The organism is Desulforamulus aeronauticus DSM 10349 (assembly GCF_900142375.1).
GTDB lineage: Bacteria > Bacillota > Desulfotomaculia > Desulfotomaculales > Desulfotomaculaceae > Desulfotomaculum > Desulfotomaculum aeronauticum.
Genome location: NZ_FRAR01000008.1, coordinates 162,739 through 177,473, shown reverse-complemented (window position 1 = coordinate 177,473; position 14,735 = coordinate 162,739). Strand labels below are relative to the sequence as shown.

Genomic DNA, 14,735 nt, shown 5'->3' with positions numbered 1-14,735 from the left:
TTACCCCTATCGCTATTGAAGAAGGCCTGCGCTTTGCTATCCGTGAAGGTGGCCGTACCGTTGGCGCTGGTGTGGTAACCGGCATTCGCGAATAATTATAGAGTTGCGAGTTTCGAAGTTCGAAGTTCGAGGAAAGTATCCGGTAGAAATACATGGATCATATGCGAACCACGAACTTCGAACTTCGAGAAAGTGACTAGCGATGAAATGGAAGGTTGCTCGAAGTAAGAGGTAATTTTCATGGAGCAGTCCGCACAATCGGACGAAGGGAGAGTAAAGACCACATGAAAAGTCAAAAGATTAGAATTAGGCTTAAAGCCTTTGATCATCAAATGCTTGATCAGTCTGCCACCAAGATTGTAGACACTGCTAAGCGGACTGGTGCTCAAGTAGCAGGCCCTGTGCCCCTGCCGACTGAAAAAAGCATTTACACCATTTTGCGTTCCCCCCACGTCAATAAAGACTCTCGGGAACAATTTGAAATGCGTGTGCACAAACGTTTAATTGATATCCTTGAACCCACCCCGAAGACTGTAGATGCGCTCATGCGCTTAGACCTGCCTGCCGGCGTGGACATTGAAATCAAGCTGTAACTGACCCCGACAGTGTATGTTGGGAGCTCCGGAGGAAAGCTGTGGGCTTCTAACCTCTGACTATAACAGGAGGTGTATACCATGCCAAAAGGTATTCTTGGCAAAAAAGTAGGCATGACCCAGATTTTTACTGAAGCAGGCATTGCTATTCCTGTAACAGTTGTTGAAGCTGGTCCTTGCTTGGTAGTACAAAAAAGAACCCCCGAGAATGATGGCTACAGTGCTGTTCAATTGGGATTTGGCGAAAAGCGTGAGAACTTATTGAACAAACCCACCAAGGGTCACTTAGCCAAAGCCGGTGTACGTCCGGTTCGTTTCTTGCGGGAACTCAAGGTAGAAAATCTTGATGAATATCAAGTAGGTCAAGAAATTAAGGCGGATATCTTTGCTCAAGGTGAAAAGGTGGATGTAGTAGGGACTTCCAAAGGACGTGGTTTTGCCGGTGGCATCAAACGTCACAACTTCCACCGTGGACCCATGGCTCATGGTTCCAAGTATCACCGCAGACCGGGTTCCTCCGCTCCCAAAGGGCCTGCTCGGACGTTTAAAGGCAGAAAGCTTCCCGGACATATGGGTGTTGACCGGGTAACCGTGCAAAACCTTGAAGTGGTTAAGGTTGATGCCGAACGTAATCTGCTTGCCATTAAAGGTGCAGTACCCGGACCAAGGGGCGGCCTCGTGATGGTTAAAAACAGCGTCAAAGCCAAGTAGCATGGCGCAGCGAAAGGAGGACTGTGAAGAATGCCTAAAGTAGCTTTATATAACACAAATGGCCAACAAGTGGGTGAAGTGGAGCTTAAGGACGAAGTGTTCGGCATTGAGCCTCATGAAGCCGTGATGTTTGATATGGTAAACATGCAATTGGCCAACCGGCGTCAAGGAACTCACGATACCAAAACCAGAGCAGAAGTAAGGGGCGGTGGTCGTAAACCCTGGCGTCAAAAAGGCACCGGACGTGCCAGAGCTGGTAGCACCAGATCTCCCATCTGGCGTACAGGTGGTATTGTATTCGGTCCCCATCCACGGGATTATGCTTACTCCTTACCGAAGAAAGTGCGTAGACTGGCTCTTAAGTCCGCCCTTTCCAGCAAGGTATTGGAACAAAACATCATCGTGCTGGATCAAATGACCTTGGATGCTCCTAAAACCAAAGACATGGTTCGCATCCTGAACAACCTCAATGCCAACAAGGCTCTGGTTGTAACTGCCGATCGTGATCTAAACGTAGAAAAATCTGCTCGTAATATCGAAGGGATAAAACCTCTCAAAGCAGAAGGCGTTAATGTCTACGATCTGTTAAAATATACAAAGCTAGTTATTACTAAGGACGCCGTTGCTAAGATTGAGGAGGTGCTGGCGTAATGAAAAATTCACGCGACATCCTCATTAAGCCGGTAGTAACCGAAAAAAGTACCAGTTTGTTAGCAGAAAATAAGTACACCTTCATTGTAGATTTAAATGCTAACAAAACAGAAATCAAGAAGGCTGTTGAGGATATCTTTAAAGTTAAGGTAGAAACAGTAAACACAATGCGGGTGAAGGGAAAGATGAAGCGTGTCCGCCAATTCACCGGCAGAACCCCTGAACGTAAAAAAGCTATTGTTACCTTAAAAGATGGCGACAAGATCGAGATCTTTGAAGGACTGTAAGGAGGGAAGCCCAGGTGGCAGTAAAAAACTTTAAACCTACCTCACCTGGCCGCCGGTTTGTTACCGTCCCCGACTTTAGCGAGATCACTAAGTCTGAACCTGAAAAATCTCTGCTGGAGCCTCTGAAAAAGAACGGAGGACGCAATGCCCAGGGCCGGATGACTGTTCGGCACCAGGGTGGTGGCCACAAGCGGATGTTCCGCATTATCGATTTCAAGCGCAACAAAGATGGCATTCCTGCCAAAGTTGCAGCCATTGAATATGATCCTAATCGGTCCGCACGCATTGCTCTACTGAATTATGCTGACGGTGAAAAGCGTTATATCCTGGCCCCTGTAGGCCTGGTAGCGGGTATGATCATTGAATCTGGTCCTGCATCTGACATCAAAGTTGGCAACTGTTTGCCGCTAAGGAACATCCCTGTTGGTACTGTAGTACACAACATTGAATTGTATCCTGGAGGCGGAGCCCAAATAGTCCGCTCTGCCGGTGCTTCTGCACAGCTGATGGCAAAAGAAGGCAAGCACGCTACCCTGCGTCTGCCCTCTGGTGAAATGCGCATGGTGCTGCAAGAATGCCGGGCGACCATTGGTCAAGTGGGTAACTTGGAGCACGAAAACATCACCATTGGTAAGGCCGGTCGTTCACGTCATTTGGGAATCAGACCTACCGTTCGTGGTAAGGTTATGAACCCCGTTGATCACCCGCACGGCGGTGGTGAAGGCCGTAACCCCATCGGTCGCAATCCTGCTACTCCCTGGGGTAAACTGGCAATGGGCGTTAAGACCCGTAGCCGCAAGAAAAAAAGCGATCGCCTGATTGTAAAGCGTCGTAATAAGAAATAAAGTAGGGGCTACAACACACCCGGCCCCGTGAGTATGGAACAAGAGGCATGATCCGGAAGGAGGTTCATAATGACTCGTTCTCTTAAAAAAGGACCGTTTATTGACGATCACCTTTTGAAAAAAGTAGAACAGATGAATGAGAAGGGCGAAAAGAAAGTCATGAAGACTTGGTCCCGCCGTTCCACCATCTTCCCGCAAATGATCGGTCATACAATTGCAGTTTATGATGGCCGGAAACATATCCCGGTGTATGTAACTGAAGATATGGTCGGGCATAAGTTGGGTGAATTCGCACCCACTCGGACCTACAGGGGCCACGCAGGTTCCGAAAAGTCCACTTCGCTGAGATAACCACAAGAGGGGGCTAAACGATGGAAGCGAGAGCAATCGCCAAATTTATCCGCGTATCCCCGCGTAAAGCCCGCATGGTAGTAGATTTAGTACGGGGCAAAAAATTGGAAGAGGCATTAGCGATTCTGCGCTATACTCCCAATAAAGCTGCTGACGTTGTGACCAAAGTGGTCAAATCTGCTGCTGCTAACGCGGAACACAACTATGAAATGGATAAGGACGATTTAGTAATATCCCAAATTTTCGTAGATCAGGGTCCCAGCCTGAAACGTGTTATGCCTAGAGCGATGGGACGTGCGGATATTATCAAAAGAAAAACCAGCCACATTACAGTGGTAGTGTCGGATCAAAAGGAGGGATAATTGCGTGGGCCAGAAGGTTAACCCCAAGGGTTTGCGAATTGGCATTATCAAAGATTGGGAAGGTAAATGGTTCGCTGATAAGCGCAATTACTCCAATTTATTGATCGAAGATGTAAAAATTCGCGAGTTTATCAAGCGTAAACTTTACCAAGCCGGTATTGCCAAGACGCAAATCGAACGTGCTGCCAATCGGGTGAAGATTTCTATTCATACCGCTAAACCAGGTATTGTTATTGGTCGTGGTGGTGCAGAAGTTGAAGCCTTACGAAAAGAACTAGAAAAAATGACTGGTAAGCAAATTCATGTCAATATCGTAGAAATTAAAACCCCCGATACAGACGCTCAACTAGTAGCAGAAAATATTGCTTCTCAGTTGGAAAAGCGTATTGCTTTCCGTCGGGCCATGAAACAAACTGTACAACGCTCTCTGAGAATGGGTGCTAAAGGGATTAAAATCGCCTGCAGTGGACGTCTGGCCGGTGCTGAAATTGCCCGTACCGAATGGTATAGTGAAGGTAAAGTTCCCCTTCATACACTACGTGCTGACATTGACTATGGTTTTGCTGAAGCCAATACTACCTACGGTAAAATTGGCGTAAAAGTTTGGATCTATAAAGGAGAAGTTTTGCCGGAAGCGAAAAAACCCGCAGCCGGTCAAGGAGGCGAGTAACCGATGCTTATTCCGAAAAGGGTTAAATACCGCAAGCAGCACCGTCCCCGTGGCAACGGCGGCGTGGCTAAAGGTGGTAGAGAGGTAAGTTTCGGTGAATACGGAATCCAGGCCCTAGAGGCTGGTTGGATTACTAACCGTCAAATCGAAGCTGCCCGTATTGCAATGACCCGCTATATTAAACGTGGTGGTAAGGTGTGGATCCGCATCTTCCCGGATAAGCCCATCACCCAAAAACCCGCTGAAACTCGTATGGGTTCCGGTAAAGGTGCCCCGGAACACTGGGTAGCCGTTGTTAAGCCCGGCCGCGTTATGTTTGAAGTGGCTGGTGTTCCTGAAGAAACTGCCCGCGAAGCTATGCGTCTGGCTATGCACAAACTACCCGTTAAATGTAAGTTTGTAAAACGTGGGGAAGTAGGTGAAGCCAATGAGAGTTAAAGAAGTAAGAGACCTCACAGATGCTGAATTAATTAAAAAGCTCGATGACTCCAAAGATGAGCTCTTTAAACTGAGATTTCAGTTGGCCACCGGACAATTGGATAACCCCATGAAGATTAAAGAAGTTAAAAAGAATTATGCCCGCTTAAAGACGATTGAAACAGAAAGAAAACTGGGCATTCGATAACAAGATTTCGTAAATTGTCATCGACCAGGAAGGAGGTACGATGGTGGAAGAACAGCGTAATATGCGCAAGGTTCGTCAGGGTAGAGTTGTCAGTGACAAAATGGAAAAAACCATTGTAGTTGCTGTTGAAGATCGTGTTCGTCACCCGCTTTATAACCGCACCATACGTAAAACTACGAAATTTAAGGCCCATGATGAAGAAAACAGCTGTCGCATTGGTGATACCGTTCGCATCATGGAAACTCGCCCGCTTTCAAAAGATAAGCGCTGGCGTGTGATTGAAATCCTGGAAAGGGCCGAGCAGCTATAAGTTCAGCTGCACCCGGTACGAAGGGAGGTTAATTCAGTGATTCAAGTTCAAACGATCTTGAAGGCTGCTGATAACACAGGGGCTCGTAAGTTAATGTGCATCCGGGTTTTGGGCGGATCCCTGCGTCGTTATGCCAGCGTTGGAGATATTATTGTTGCTTCCGTTAAAGAAGCTACACCCGGCGGCGTTGTTAAAAAAGGCGATGTTGTGAAGTGTGTCGTTGTTCGCACCAGCAAAGAAGTGCGTCGTGAAGATGGCTCCTACATCAAATTTGACGAAAATGCAGCCGTTGTCATTAAGGATGATAAAACCCCCAAAGGTACACGTATCTTTGGACCCGTGGCCCGGGAGTTACGCGAAAAAGACTTCATGAAAATTGTTTCCCTTGCACCTGAAGTTATTTAGGGTAGGGGGCTTAACCAAGAGGTAAGAGAGGTAGGAGTGACTCTTACACAGGAGGTGTATGTACTACATGCCGAAAGTTCATGTTCGCAAGGGTGATACTGTGCTGGTGGTTACCGGTAAAGATTCCGGTAAAAAAGGTAAAGTATTGTCTGTAGAACCGGCCAAGGGCCGTGTAATTGTTGAAAGTGTAAATATTGTTAAGCGTCATCGTAAGGCCACTCCCCAGATGCCTCAGGGAGGTATCGTGGAACAAGAGGCCCCCATCCATAGCTCTAACGTTATGCTGTTCTGCAATAAGTGCAACAAGCCTACCCGAATCAAGAAGAATGTTCTGGATAATGGGAGTAAAGAGCGAGTTTGCAAACATTGCGGAGAAACACTAAGCTAACGAGAGTGTCGGAAAGGAGGAGAGCACGTGGCAAGACTAAAGGATAAATACCGGAATGAAGTTCTGCCGGCTATGATGCAAAAGTTCGGTTATGACAATGTTATGCAGGTACCCAAGGTGGAAAAGGTTATTATCAATATTGGTTTAGGTGAAGCCATTCAAAACTCGAAAGCTGTTGATGCTGCAGTTGGTGATTTGATGACTATTACCGGCCAAAAACCTATTACCACCAAAGCTAAGAAGTCTATTGCTGCCTTTAAATTACGGGCCGGCATGACCATTGGTGCAAAGGTAACCATGCGCGGCGAGCGGATGTATGAGTTTGTAGACAGACTCTTCAATATTGCGCTTCCCCGGGTAAGAGATTTCCGTGGCATTTCCGACAAATCCTTTGATGGCCGTGGTAACTACACGATGGGGTTAAAGGAACAACTGATTTTTCCGGAAATTGAATATGACAAGATTGATAAGGTACGTGGTATGGATATTACCTTTGTTACCACAGCTAAAACTGACGAAGAAGCCAGAGAGCTGCTAAGACTAATGGGCATGCCCTTTGTTAAAGCAAGCTAACTTCCGGTAAAGGAGGGTAATCGATGGCCAAAAAATCAATGATCAACAAGGCAAATGGACCACAGAAGTTCACAGTTCGTGCGCATAATCGTTGCAAACTGTGTGGTCGGCCCCACGGATATATGAGAAAGTTTGGCATTTGCCGTATCTGCTTCCGTGAACTTTCCTATCGCGGAGAGATTCCGGGAGTTAAGAAGGCCAGCTGGTAATCAGGAAGGAGGTTGCATCACATGGTCATGACTGATCCCATTGCGGATTTTCTAACCAGGATCCGTAATGCTAATACGGTTTACCATGATAAAGTAGAAGCCCCGGCCTCCAACGTTAAAAAGGCTATTGCTGAGATTCTAAAGCAAGAGGGCTATATTAAAGATTACGATTACGTAGAAGATGGTAAACAAGGTGTACTAAGACTTTATCTAAAGTACGGTAGCAATAAGCAACGCGTTATTACAGGTGTCAAGAGAATTTCTAAGCCTGGATTGCGTGTGTATGCTAAAAAAGACCAGATTCCCAAGGTATTGGGAGGTCTCGGGATTGCTATTGTATCAACTTCTCAAGGCATTATGACAGACAAACTGGCCCGTCAGAATGGTTTAGGCGGCGAGGTTGTTTGCTACGTCTGGTAGCTTCGTAACAGGAGGTGTGATAGATGTCCAGGATTGGTAGAAAGCCCATTCCCGTACCTCAGGGCGTTGACATTCAGATTGAAGGAAACTTGGTCCGTGTTAAAGGCCCCAATGGTCAAATGGAACGGGAAATCCACCAGGATATGATTATTAGTTTGGAAGAAGGCAACCTGGTGGTTAATCGCCCCAGTGATGCAAAGAACCATCGTTCTTTACATGGTCTCACCCGCACCCTGTTAAGCAACATGGTGGAAGGTGTCACCAAGGGCTTCCAGCGTAATCTTGAGCTAGTCGGTGTTGGTTACCGTGCTGCCAAGCAAGGGAACAAACTGGTCTTAACCGTCGGTTATTCCCACCCGGTAGAAATGGAAGCCCCGGCTGGTATTGAAATTGAAGTACCTGCTCCCACTAAAATTGCCCTAAAAGGTGCTGATAAACAAGTAGTGGGTCAGTTTGCAGCCAACGTTCGTTCCGTACGTGCGCCTGAACCCTATAAAGGAAAAGGCATCAAATACGAAGGCGAAATTATCCGCCGTAAAGCCGGTAAAACCGGTGGCAAAGGCAAGAAATAGGGAAGGAGTTGAATCCGGTTGCTTACCAAACCTGACCGTAAAGCGATACGTGCAAAACGTCGTCGCAGAGTACGGAATAAGATTTTGGGCACAGCGGGAAGACCACGTCTTAACGTATTCCGCAGCCTAAACAACATTTATGCCCAACTTATCAATGACGAAGCTGGCGTGACCGTGGTTGCTGCTTCAACCCTATCGCCGGAATTGAAGGGTCAACTGAAAAGCGGTTGCAATATAGAAGCAGCTCACGCCGTTGGTAACTTGATTGGTAAATTGGCCCAAGAGAAGGGTGTAAAAGAAGTTGTATTTGACCGTGCTGGCTATCTGTACCATGGTCGCGTGAAGGCCCTGGCAGAAGGTGCCAGAGAAGCAGGGTTGGACTTCTAGTCTGATAGACAAAGGAGGGAAGCAAAACCACATGGCAAGAATTGACGCCAGTAAGTTAGAACTGTCCGAAAAGGTAGTGTTTATAAACCGTGTCGCCAAAGTTGTTAAGGGTGGTCGGCGTTTTAGCTTCTCCGCTCTGGTCGTCGTTGGCGACGGCAATGGTCACGTGGGTTCCGGTCTGGGTAAGGCTAGTGAAGTTCCCGAAGCAATTCGCAAGGGAATTGAAGATGCCAAGAAAAACATGATCAAGGTACCCTTAAATGGAACCACGATTACTCACCAAGTACATGGTCGTTTTGGCGCAGGTAAAGTATTAATGAAGCCTGCTGCTAAAGGTACCGGTGTTATCGCCGGTGGTCCTGTACGTGCCATCTTAGAATTGGCAGGTGTAAGGGATATTTTAACCAAGTCTCTGGGTTCCAACAATGCCAATAACATGGTGAATGCTACAATGGAAGGTCTTAAGCAATTAAAGACTCCCGATGAAGTGGCTCGCCTGCGTGGCAAAAGCGTTGAAGAACTGTTAGGTTAGGGGGACGGACAATGGCCAACCTGAAAATTACCCTGGTTCGGAGTCTTATCGGACGGCCGGAGACTCAAAGAAAAGTTGTCCGTGCTCTGGGCTTGGGGAAAACCAATAGTATTGTAGAAAAAACTGATAATCCCCAAATTCGGGGAATGATCAACAAAGTAGCTCACCTGGTTAAGGTTGAGGAAGCCTAAAGGAGGTGTACCGGTTGAATCTTTCTGAATTAAGACCGGCTCCGGGATCAAGAAGAAAGCCCACCCGTAAAGGGCAAGGTATTGGTTCTGGTTTAGGTAAAACTTCCGGCAAAGGTCACAAGGGTCAAAACGCTAGATCTGGTGGCGGTGTGCGCCGTGGTTTTGAAGGCGGACAAATGCCCATAGCTCGCCGGTTTCCCAAGAAGGGCTTCACAAACATTTTTAAAAAGAAGATCACTGCCATTAACCTGGATGATCTCAATGTTTTTGAACCCGGCACGGAAGTAACTCCTGAATTACTATTAGAAGTGGGTGTAATCAAAAAGATCGGCGATGGCGTGAAGATCCTGGGTGATGGTGCCCTGGAAAAAGCGTTAACTGTAAAAGTTCATGCCTTTAGTAAGTCAGCAGCCGAGAAGATTGCCGCTGCCGGCGGTAAAGCCGAGGTGATCTAAGGGTGTTAAACAGCCTGAAGACTGCGTTCAAACTGGATGAACTGCGTAGCAAGCTGCTTTTTACCCTGGCAATGTTGTTTCTCTTCCGGGTGGGTGCACATATTCCGGTACCTGGAATTAACTCGGATGCCTTTGCCGACCTGCTGACAAAAGGGCAGCTGCTTGGCTTCTTTGATGTAATCTCCGGTGGTGCTTTTAAGAGAGCAAGTATTTTTGCCATGAGTATCACCCCTTACATCAACGCATCTATCATTATGCAACTTCTCACCGTGGTCATTCCTCATCTAGAGAAATTGGCCAAGGAAGGAGAAGAAGGGCGTAAAAAGATTACCCAGTATACACGTTACTTTACCGCAGTACTTGCGTTCATTCAGGCCATTGGTATGTCGGTGGCTCTGAAAGGAGCATTGGTTAACCCCAGTGTATTGAACTATTTAGTGGTAGCCATTACCTTTACTGCAGGTACTGTACTGTTGATGTGGATTGGTGAGCAAATTACTGACAAAGGGATTGGTAACGGTATATCATTACTGATTTTTGCAGGGATTGTTTCCCGACTCCCGTCAGCCCTCGTAAGTATGACTGAATATTTGAGGGCAGGCACCATTAACTTCCTAAGCGTGCTTGTTCTGGTAATCATCGGTGCTCTGGTTATTGCTGCAGTGGTTGCGGTACAGGAAGGACAACGTCGCATTCCGGTACAGTATGCTAAGCGGGTTGTGGGACGCCGTGTATACGGTGGTCAGACTTCCCATTTACCTCTAAAAGTGAACCAGGCCGGTGTTATTCCGATTATCTTTGCTTCATCACTGCTAATGTTTCCGGGTCAAATTGCTTCCTGGTTCCATGAGAATGCCGTAGCAGCTTGGTACCTTAAGTGGTTTACCTGGGGCGGGGTTTTGAATAGTCTTTTATACGCCTTGTTAATTGTCGGGTTTACTTACTTCTATACAGCAGTTATTATGAACCCTGTGGACATGGCTGAAAATATCAAGAAGCATGGGGGCTTTATTCCTGGGTTGCGCCCGGGACGCTCCACTGCTGAATATATCGGTAAAATTATGAGTAGAATTACGTTGGCCGGCGCCATTTTCTTGGCACTGATTGCAATTATGCCGAACATTATTCTTCCTTTAACAAAGATACCGAATATTTATTTTGGTGGTACTGCCCTATTGATTGTAGTTGGTGTTGCGTTAGACACGATGAAGCAGATTGAATCTCACCTGCTCATGCGGAGCTACCAAGGTTTCCTTAAATAAGCAGGTGAATAAGATGATTACAATTAAAAGCGAAAAAGAATTAACCTATATGCGGGATGCGGGAAGGGTTGTTGCCGAAACCTTTGAAATACTAAAGGGCATGGTAAAGCCTGGTGTAACCACCAAGGAACTGGATGCGAAGGCGGAGGATTTTATCCGAAGTCAAGGAGCACGTCCTGCTTTCAAAGGATATGGTGGCTTCCCCGCTACCCTGTGCACCTCCGTTAATGAAGAGGTAGTACACGGTATTCCCAGTTTAAAAAAATTGGAAAATGGGGATATTATTAGCATTGACTGTGGTGCGGTAATAAATGGTTTTGTTGGTGACAGTGCCCTAACCCTTCCAGTAGGTGCTGTGAGTTCAGAGGCACAGGAACTGTTGAGGGTAACCGAGGAATCCCTGTATGCCGGCATTGCCAAGGCAGTGGAAGGAAATCGCTTGAGTGATATTTCTCACTCTGTGCAACAATGCGTGGAAAGTCAGGGTATGTCGGTTGTTCGGGACTATGTTGGTCATGGTATTGGGTCTAAAATGCATGAGGACCCGCAAATACCGAATTATGGTCCTCCTGGCCGCGGGCCCAGGCTAAAAAAAGGGATGACATTAGCAATAGAACCCATGGTTAACCTGGGCACCTTTGAGGTTCGCACGCTGTCGGACAATTGGACTGTGGTCACTCTAGATGGCAGGCTGTCGGCCCACTTTGAACATACAATTGCCATAACCGATGATACACCAGAAATTCTGACTAAACTTTAAGTGGCCAAGGACACGAAAAGGGTGTTGGAGGTGCAAGGTTTGGTTGATGAAGTGAGGACCGGACAACTGGTGAGTTCGACCCAGGGGCGTGATAAAGGAAGGTATTACTTGGTTGTTAGCAAATCCGAAGATGATTTCATCTTGGTTACAGACGGTGAATATCGAGGGATAGAAAAACCCAAGAAAAAAAACCTAAAGCATCTAAAAATTTGGCCACATCATTCGGAAGGAATTTCCAGGAGATTGGCCGAAAAGAGCAAAGTAACCAACGCAGAAATCATGTTAGAAATCGGAGAACTTATTAAGCTGGCCCAAGAATAACCTTACTCAAGGGCAAGGAGGTTGGGTAAAGAGCAATGTCTAAAAATGATGTTATAGAAGTTGAAGGCAAGGTTTTAGAGCCGTTACCGAATGCTATGTTTCGGGTGGAACTTCAGAACGGGCATAGAGTATTAGCCCATGTTTCGGGCAAAATCCGTATGAACTTTATCCGTATACTACCTGGCGACAGGGTTACGGTGGAATTGTCTCCATATGACTTAACCCGGGGTCGCATCGTTTACCGCTTTAAGTAAACTAGAGTCCCCCAAAGGAGGGTCACTGATGAAAGTGAGACCATCGGTCAAGCCGATTTGCGAAAAATGTAAGATTATCCGCCGTGAAGGTAAGGTCATGGTTATCTGCGAAAATCCCAAGCACAAGCAAAAGCAAGGGTAACACGGGAGGTGTAACAAACTATGGCACGTATTGCCGGGGTGGACCTGCCGAAAGATAAAAGGTCAGTAATCGCACTTACCTACATTTACGGTATTGGTAAGCCCACCGCTGAAAAAATTCTGAGTCAAACCGGCGTTAACCCGGACACCAGAATTAAAGATTTAACAGAAGAAGAAGTTAACAAACTGCGGGATTATATCGACAAGAACGTTAAAATTGAGGGTGACCTCCGCAGAGAAGTTGCTCTTAACATTAAACGTCTGATTGAAATTGGTTGCTATCGTGGCCTCAGACACCGTCGCGGACTTCCTGTTCGTGGACAGCGTACAAAGACCAACGCACGTACCCGTAAGGGTCCCAAGAGGACTGTTGGTGCAAAACGCAAGAAGTAGGGGTGAAAGGGGGTAAATAACAAACATGGCGCGTCGCCAAGTAAGAGCAAAACGTAAGGAAAAGAAAAATATTGAGCAAGGTGTGGCCCATATCAAGTCCACCTTTAACAATACCATCGTTACCATTACCGATCTGAAGGGTAACACCCTGGGCTGGTCCAGCGCCGGTCAGGTGGGTTTCAAGGGTTCCCGTAAAAGCACTCCCTTTGCCGCACAGATGGCTGCTGAAGCCGCTGCTAAAGATGCAATGGAACATGGCTTAAAAGAAGTTGAAGTTACCGTTAAGGGACCCGGCTCCGGTCGTGAGGCAGCAATTCGTTCACTGCAAGCCGCCGGTTTAGAAGTAAATATGATTAAAGATGTTACCCCAATTCCACACAATGGCTGCCGGCCGCCTAAGCGCCGCAGAGTTTAAAGGGAGGTGCGTGAGTTTCCATGGCAAGATACACTGGTCCACACTGCCGTTTATGTCGGCGTGAAGGCCTAAAGTTGTATTTGAAGGGAGACCGCTGCTACACCGGTAAATGTGCAATTGACCGTCGTAGTTATGCTCCCGGACAACATGGCCAAGGTCGTAAGAAAGTTTCTGAATACGGTATTCAGCTTCGTGCTAAGCAAAAAGCACGCCGTATCTATGGCGTTTTAGAAAAACCCTTCCGCACATATTTCGAACGTGCAGAGCGTCAGGGTGGCGTAGCTGGTGAAAACCTGTTGCGTTTACTGGAACGTCGTTTAGATAACGTGGTTTATCGCTTAGGTTTGGGGGCCTCCAGAGTGGAAGCTCGCCAACTGGTGCTCCACGGACACTTTACCGTGAACGGAAAAAAAGTTAATATCCCATCCTTCCAGGTGCGTGTGGGTGAAGAAATTGCTGTTTCTGACAAGAGCAAGAATTCTCCTCGCATTAAGGAATTAATCGAGAGATCTGCTGACCGTACTCCTCCAGCTTGGTTAGAGTATGACGCACAGGAAGCTAAAGGTAGAGTTGTAGCATTACCAAGCCGGGATCAAATTGACGTGCCGGTTGAAGAACATTTAATCGTCGAACTGTATTCCAGGTAATTGGTCGGCTATATGTTTGTTCCGGTCCGGCCAAAGGAGGGTTACCGAATTGTTGGAGATTGAAAAGCCGAAGATTGAGATTGTAGAACAGAGTGAGGATAATACCTACGGTAAGTTTGTGGTAGAGCCGCTGGAGCGAGGTTACGGGATTACCCTGGGCAACTCTCTACGTCGGATTTTACTTTCCTCTCTGCCTGGAGCTGCTGTAACCTCAGTGAAAATTGAAGGTGTGCTGCATGAGTTTAGTACTGTTCCGGGTGTTCAGGAAGATGTTACCGATATTATCCTAAACTTAAAAAATCTTTGTCTTAAGATACACAGCGACGAGGAAAAAATACTTCGGGTGGAAACCCAAACCGAAGGCCCCGTCACTGCCGGTGACATTATACCTGATGCAGATGTGGAGATCTTAAACCCTGAGTTACACCTGGCAACCCTGGATACAGGGGCCCGACTGTTTATGGAAATTACCGTAAGTAAAGGTCGGGGTTATTCTTCCGCTGAGAAGAATAAAAAGGGTGAACACATTATTGGAGTTATCCCCATCGATTCTATTTATACACCGGTGCGTAAGGTGAACTACACTGTGGAGAACACCCGTGTAGGTCAGATTACAGACTACGACAAGCTCACTCTTGAGGTCTGGACCAACGGCAGTATCCGACCGGACGAGGCCACCAGCCTTTCCGCCAAAATTTTAAGCGAGCATCTGAGATTGTTTATGGGATTAACCGAAACGGTTAACGATGTTGAAATTATGGTGGAAAAAGAAGAGGAGCAAAAGGACAAGATTCTGGAAATGACGATTGAAGAGCTTGACCTGTCGGTACGCTCCTATAACTGCCTAAAGCGGGCTGGTATCAACACTGTTGAAGAACTAATTCAGCGAAATGAAGAGGATATGATGAAGGTTCGTAACCTTGGTAAGAAATCGCTGGAAGAAGTAGTCAATAAATTACATGAATTAGGCCTGTCACTAAGGGATGACGACGAGTAAGGGAGGGA

At 46.8% G+C, this 14,735-nt stretch carries 31 protein-coding genes; all 31 read left to right on the top strand.

The genetic code is table 11. The features are described from left to right. The coding region (locus BUA78_RS20810; RefSeq protein ID WP_139257255.1) for an EF-Tu C-terminal domain-related protein at window positions 1-95 on the top strand (95 nt) is incomplete at its 5' end. A 189-nt stretch (window positions 96-284) separates the two neighbouring features. Beyond that, window positions 285-593, top strand: coding sequence for a 30S ribosomal protein S10 (gene rpsJ / locus BUA78_RS05280; RefSeq protein WP_003544757.1), 309 nt, complete (start codon window positions 285-287; stop codon window positions 591-593). Window positions 594-674: 81 nt separating this feature from the next. After that, window positions 675-1,304 carry a 50S ribosomal protein L3 gene (gene rplC, locus BUA78_RS05275; RefSeq protein WP_072911591.1) on the top strand — a complete coding sequence of 210 codons (630 nt, stop codon included), beginning with the start codon at window positions 675-677 and terminating at the stop codon, window positions 1,302-1,304. Window positions 1,305-1,334: 30 nt separating this feature from the next. Beyond that, complete coding sequence (gene rplD / locus BUA78_RS05270; protein WP_072911588.1) at window positions 1,335-1,955, top strand: 50S ribosomal protein L4; 621 nt, start codon at window positions 1,335-1,337, stop codon at window positions 1,953-1,955. After that, window positions 1,955-2,242, top strand: a complete 288-nt coding sequence (gene rplW / locus BUA78_RS05265) for a 50S ribosomal protein L23 (protein WP_072911586.1) — start codon at window positions 1,955-1,957, stop codon at window positions 2,240-2,242. The genes rplD and rplW overlap by 1 nt, the downstream gene beginning before the upstream one ends. 14 nt (window positions 2,243-2,256) lie before the next feature. Further along, on the top strand, window positions 2,257-3,087 hold the full coding sequence (gene rplB, locus BUA78_RS05260; protein WP_072911583.1) for a 50S ribosomal protein L2: 831 nt from the start codon (window positions 2,257-2,259) through the stop codon (window positions 3,085-3,087). A gap of 69 nt (window positions 3,088-3,156) precedes the next feature. Next, the gene (gene rpsS / locus BUA78_RS05255; protein ID WP_072911581.1) at window positions 3,157-3,438 is read left to right on the top strand and encodes a 30S ribosomal protein S19; all 282 of its coding nucleotides are present in this window, start codon (window positions 3,157-3,159) and stop codon (window positions 3,436-3,438) included. Window positions 3,439-3,458: 20 nt separating this feature from the next. Beyond that, a complete protein-coding gene (rplV, locus tag BUA78_RS05250; RefSeq protein ID WP_072911578.1) occupies window positions 3,459-3,800 on the top strand; it encodes a 50S ribosomal protein L22 in 342 nt (113 codons plus the stop codon). Between the two features lie 4 nt (window positions 3,801-3,804). Continuing rightward, window positions 3,805-4,470, top strand: a complete 666-nt coding sequence (rpsC, locus tag BUA78_RS05245; protein ID WP_072911576.1) for a 30S ribosomal protein S3 — start codon at window positions 3,805-3,807, stop codon at window positions 4,468-4,470. Window positions 4,471-4,473: 3 nt separating this feature from the next. Continuing rightward, entirely contained in the window at window positions 4,474-4,908 is a 435-nt protein-coding gene (gene rplP, locus BUA78_RS05240; protein ID WP_072911573.1) for a 50S ribosomal protein L16, read from the top strand. Next, the gene (gene rpmC / locus BUA78_RS05235) at window positions 4,898-5,095 is read left to right on the top strand and encodes a 50S ribosomal protein L29 (protein ID WP_072911571.1); all 198 of its coding nucleotides are present in this window, start codon (window positions 4,898-4,900) and stop codon (window positions 5,093-5,095) included. Before rplP ends, rpmC begins: the two co-directional genes overlap by 11 nt. Before the next feature lie 40 nt (window positions 5,096-5,135). Further along, window positions 5,136-5,405, top strand: a complete 270-nt coding sequence (gene rpsQ / locus BUA78_RS05230) for a 30S ribosomal protein S17 (RefSeq protein ID WP_072911568.1) — start codon at window positions 5,136-5,138, stop codon at window positions 5,403-5,405. Between the two features lie 36 nt (window positions 5,406-5,441). Continuing rightward, on the top strand, window positions 5,442-5,810 hold the full coding sequence (rplN, locus tag BUA78_RS05225; protein ID WP_072911566.1) for a 50S ribosomal protein L14: 369 nt from the start codon (window positions 5,442-5,444) through the stop codon (window positions 5,808-5,810). 67 nt (window positions 5,811-5,877) lie between these two features. Then, complete coding sequence (gene rplX, locus BUA78_RS05220; RefSeq protein WP_072911563.1) at window positions 5,878-6,198, top strand: 50S ribosomal protein L24; 321 nt, start codon at window positions 5,878-5,880, stop codon at window positions 6,196-6,198. Between the two features lie 27 nt (window positions 6,199-6,225). Then, window positions 6,226-6,771, top strand: coding sequence for a 50S ribosomal protein L5 (rplE, locus tag BUA78_RS05215; RefSeq protein WP_072911561.1), 546 nt, complete (start codon window positions 6,226-6,228; stop codon window positions 6,769-6,771). A 23-nt stretch (window positions 6,772-6,794) separates the two neighbouring features. Beyond that, entirely contained in the window at window positions 6,795-6,980 is a 186-nt protein-coding gene (locus tag BUA78_RS05210; RefSeq protein ID WP_072911558.1) for a type Z 30S ribosomal protein S14, read from the top strand. A 21-nt stretch (window positions 6,981-7,001) separates the two neighbouring features. After that, on the top strand, window positions 7,002-7,400 hold the full coding sequence (gene rpsH, locus BUA78_RS05205; protein ID WP_072911556.1) for a 30S ribosomal protein S8: 399 nt from the start codon (window positions 7,002-7,004) through the stop codon (window positions 7,398-7,400). 23 nt (window positions 7,401-7,423) lie between these two features. Then, window positions 7,424-7,972, top strand: coding sequence for a 50S ribosomal protein L6 (gene rplF, locus BUA78_RS05200; protein ID WP_072911554.1), 549 nt, complete (start codon window positions 7,424-7,426; stop codon window positions 7,970-7,972). An 18-nt stretch (window positions 7,973-7,990) separates the two neighbouring features. Continuing rightward, complete coding sequence (gene rplR / locus BUA78_RS05195) at window positions 7,991-8,359, top strand: 50S ribosomal protein L18 (protein WP_072911551.1); 369 nt, start codon at window positions 7,991-7,993, stop codon at window positions 8,357-8,359. A 31-nt stretch (window positions 8,360-8,390) separates the two neighbouring features. Then, complete coding sequence (gene rpsE, locus BUA78_RS05190) at window positions 8,391-8,891, top strand: 30S ribosomal protein S5 (protein WP_072911549.1); 501 nt, start codon at window positions 8,391-8,393, stop codon at window positions 8,889-8,891. 11 nt (window positions 8,892-8,902) lie between these two features. Then, window positions 8,903-9,082, top strand: coding sequence for a 50S ribosomal protein L30 (gene rpmD, locus BUA78_RS05185; RefSeq protein ID WP_072911547.1), 180 nt, complete (start codon window positions 8,903-8,905; stop codon window positions 9,080-9,082). A 14-nt stretch (window positions 9,083-9,096) separates the two neighbouring features. After that, window positions 9,097-9,537, top strand: a complete 441-nt coding sequence (rplO, locus tag BUA78_RS05180; RefSeq protein ID WP_072911544.1) for a 50S ribosomal protein L15 — start codon at window positions 9,097-9,099, stop codon at window positions 9,535-9,537. A 2-nt stretch (window positions 9,538-9,539) separates the two neighbouring features. Continuing rightward, window positions 9,540-10,799, top strand: coding sequence for a preprotein translocase subunit SecY (gene secY / locus BUA78_RS05175; protein WP_072911542.1), 1,260 nt, complete (start codon window positions 9,540-9,542; stop codon window positions 10,797-10,799). Between the two features lie 13 nt (window positions 10,800-10,812). Continuing rightward, window positions 10,813-11,559: a type I methionyl aminopeptidase gene (map, locus tag BUA78_RS05170; RefSeq protein ID WP_072911539.1), complete on the top strand. Its 747-nt coding sequence runs from the start codon at window positions 10,813-10,815 to the stop codon at window positions 11,557-11,559. A 30-nt stretch (window positions 11,560-11,589) separates the two neighbouring features. Next, entirely contained in the window at window positions 11,590-11,880 is a 291-nt protein-coding gene (locus BUA78_RS05165; protein WP_072911629.1) for a KOW domain-containing RNA-binding protein, read from the top strand. 35 nt (window positions 11,881-11,915) lie between these two features. Then, entirely contained in the window at window positions 11,916-12,134 is a 219-nt protein-coding gene (gene infA, locus BUA78_RS05160; protein WP_072911537.1) for a translation initiation factor IF-1, read from the top strand. A 28-nt stretch (window positions 12,135-12,162) separates the two neighbouring features. Then, complete coding sequence (gene rpmJ, locus BUA78_RS05155) at window positions 12,163-12,276, top strand: 50S ribosomal protein L36 (RefSeq protein ID WP_003544690.1); 114 nt, start codon at window positions 12,163-12,165, stop codon at window positions 12,274-12,276. Window positions 12,277-12,296: 20 nt separating this feature from the next. Then, window positions 12,297-12,668, top strand: coding sequence for a 30S ribosomal protein S13 (gene rpsM / locus BUA78_RS05150; RefSeq protein ID WP_072911534.1), 372 nt, complete (start codon window positions 12,297-12,299; stop codon window positions 12,666-12,668). A gap of 25 nt (window positions 12,669-12,693) precedes the next feature. Continuing rightward, window positions 12,694-13,083, top strand: a complete 390-nt coding sequence (rpsK, locus tag BUA78_RS05145; protein WP_072911531.1) for a 30S ribosomal protein S11 — start codon at window positions 12,694-12,696, stop codon at window positions 13,081-13,083. A gap of 20 nt (window positions 13,084-13,103) precedes the next feature. Beyond that, the gene (gene rpsD / locus BUA78_RS05140) at window positions 13,104-13,730 is read left to right on the top strand and encodes a 30S ribosomal protein S4 (protein ID WP_072911528.1); all 627 of its coding nucleotides are present in this window, start codon (window positions 13,104-13,106) and stop codon (window positions 13,728-13,730) included. Between the two features lie 49 nt (window positions 13,731-13,779). Continuing rightward, on the top strand, window positions 13,780-14,727 hold the full coding sequence (locus tag BUA78_RS05135) for a DNA-directed RNA polymerase subunit alpha (RefSeq protein ID WP_072911526.1): 948 nt from the start codon (window positions 13,780-13,782) through the stop codon (window positions 14,725-14,727). Window positions 14,728-14,735: the final 8 nt, after the last annotated feature.

Bases quoted from the DNA above. Each gene is read 5' to 3' on its own strand.
- rpsJ (WP_003544757.1), top strand. From the start codon at position 285: ATGAAAAGTCAAAAGATTAGAATTAGGCTTAAAGCCTTTGATCATCAA.
- rplC (WP_072911591.1), top strand. From the start codon at position 675: ATGCCAAAAGGTATTCTTGGCAAAAAAGTAGGCATGACCCAGATTTTT.
- rplD (WP_072911588.1), top strand. From the start codon at position 1,335: ATGCCTAAAGTAGCTTTATATAACACAAATGGCCAACAAGTGGGTGAA.
- rplW (WP_072911586.1), top strand. From the start codon at position 1,955: ATGAAAAATTCACGCGACATCCTCATTAAGCCGGTAGTAACCGAAAAA.
- rpsS (WP_072911581.1), top strand. From the start codon at position 3,157: ATGACTCGTTCTCTTAAAAAAGGACCGTTTATTGACGATCACCTTTTG.
- rplV (WP_072911578.1), top strand. From the start codon at position 3,459: ATGGAAGCGAGAGCAATCGCCAAATTTATCCGCGTATCCCCGCGTAAA.
- rplP (WP_072911573.1), top strand. From the start codon at position 4,474: ATGCTTATTCCGAAAAGGGTTAAATACCGCAAGCAGCACCGTCCCCGT.
- rpmC (WP_072911571.1), top strand. From the start codon at position 4,898: ATGAGAGTTAAAGAAGTAAGAGACCTCACAGATGCTGAATTAATTAAA.
- rpsQ (WP_072911568.1), top strand. From the start codon at position 5,136: ATGGTGGAAGAACAGCGTAATATGCGCAAGGTTCGTCAGGGTAGAGTT.
- rplX (WP_072911563.1), top strand. From the start codon at position 5,878: ATGCCGAAAGTTCATGTTCGCAAGGGTGATACTGTGCTGGTGGTTACC.
- BUA78_RS05210 (WP_072911558.1), top strand. From the start codon at position 6,795: ATGGCCAAAAAATCAATGATCAACAAGGCAAATGGACCACAGAAGTTC.
- rpsH (WP_072911556.1), top strand. From the start codon at position 7,002: ATGGTCATGACTGATCCCATTGCGGATTTTCTAACCAGGATCCGTAAT.
- rplF (WP_072911554.1), top strand. From the start codon at position 7,424: ATGTCCAGGATTGGTAGAAAGCCCATTCCCGTACCTCAGGGCGTTGAC.
- rpsE (WP_072911549.1), top strand. From the start codon at position 8,391: ATGGCAAGAATTGACGCCAGTAAGTTAGAACTGTCCGAAAAGGTAGTG.
- rpmD (WP_072911547.1), top strand. From the start codon at position 8,903: ATGGCCAACCTGAAAATTACCCTGGTTCGGAGTCTTATCGGACGGCCG.
- map (WP_072911539.1), top strand. From the start codon at position 10,813: ATGATTACAATTAAAAGCGAAAAAGAATTAACCTATATGCGGGATGCG.
- infA (WP_072911537.1), top strand. From the start codon at position 11,916: ATGTCTAAAAATGATGTTATAGAAGTTGAAGGCAAGGTTTTAGAGCCG.
- rpmJ (WP_003544690.1), top strand. From the start codon at position 12,163: ATGAAAGTGAGACCATCGGTCAAGCCGATTTGCGAAAAATGTAAGATT.
- rpsM (WP_072911534.1), top strand. From the start codon at position 12,297: ATGGCACGTATTGCCGGGGTGGACCTGCCGAAAGATAAAAGGTCAGTA.
- rpsK (WP_072911531.1), top strand. From the start codon at position 12,694: ATGGCGCGTCGCCAAGTAAGAGCAAAACGTAAGGAAAAGAAAAATATT.
- rpsD (WP_072911528.1), top strand. From the start codon at position 13,104: ATGGCAAGATACACTGGTCCACACTGCCGTTTATGTCGGCGTGAAGGC.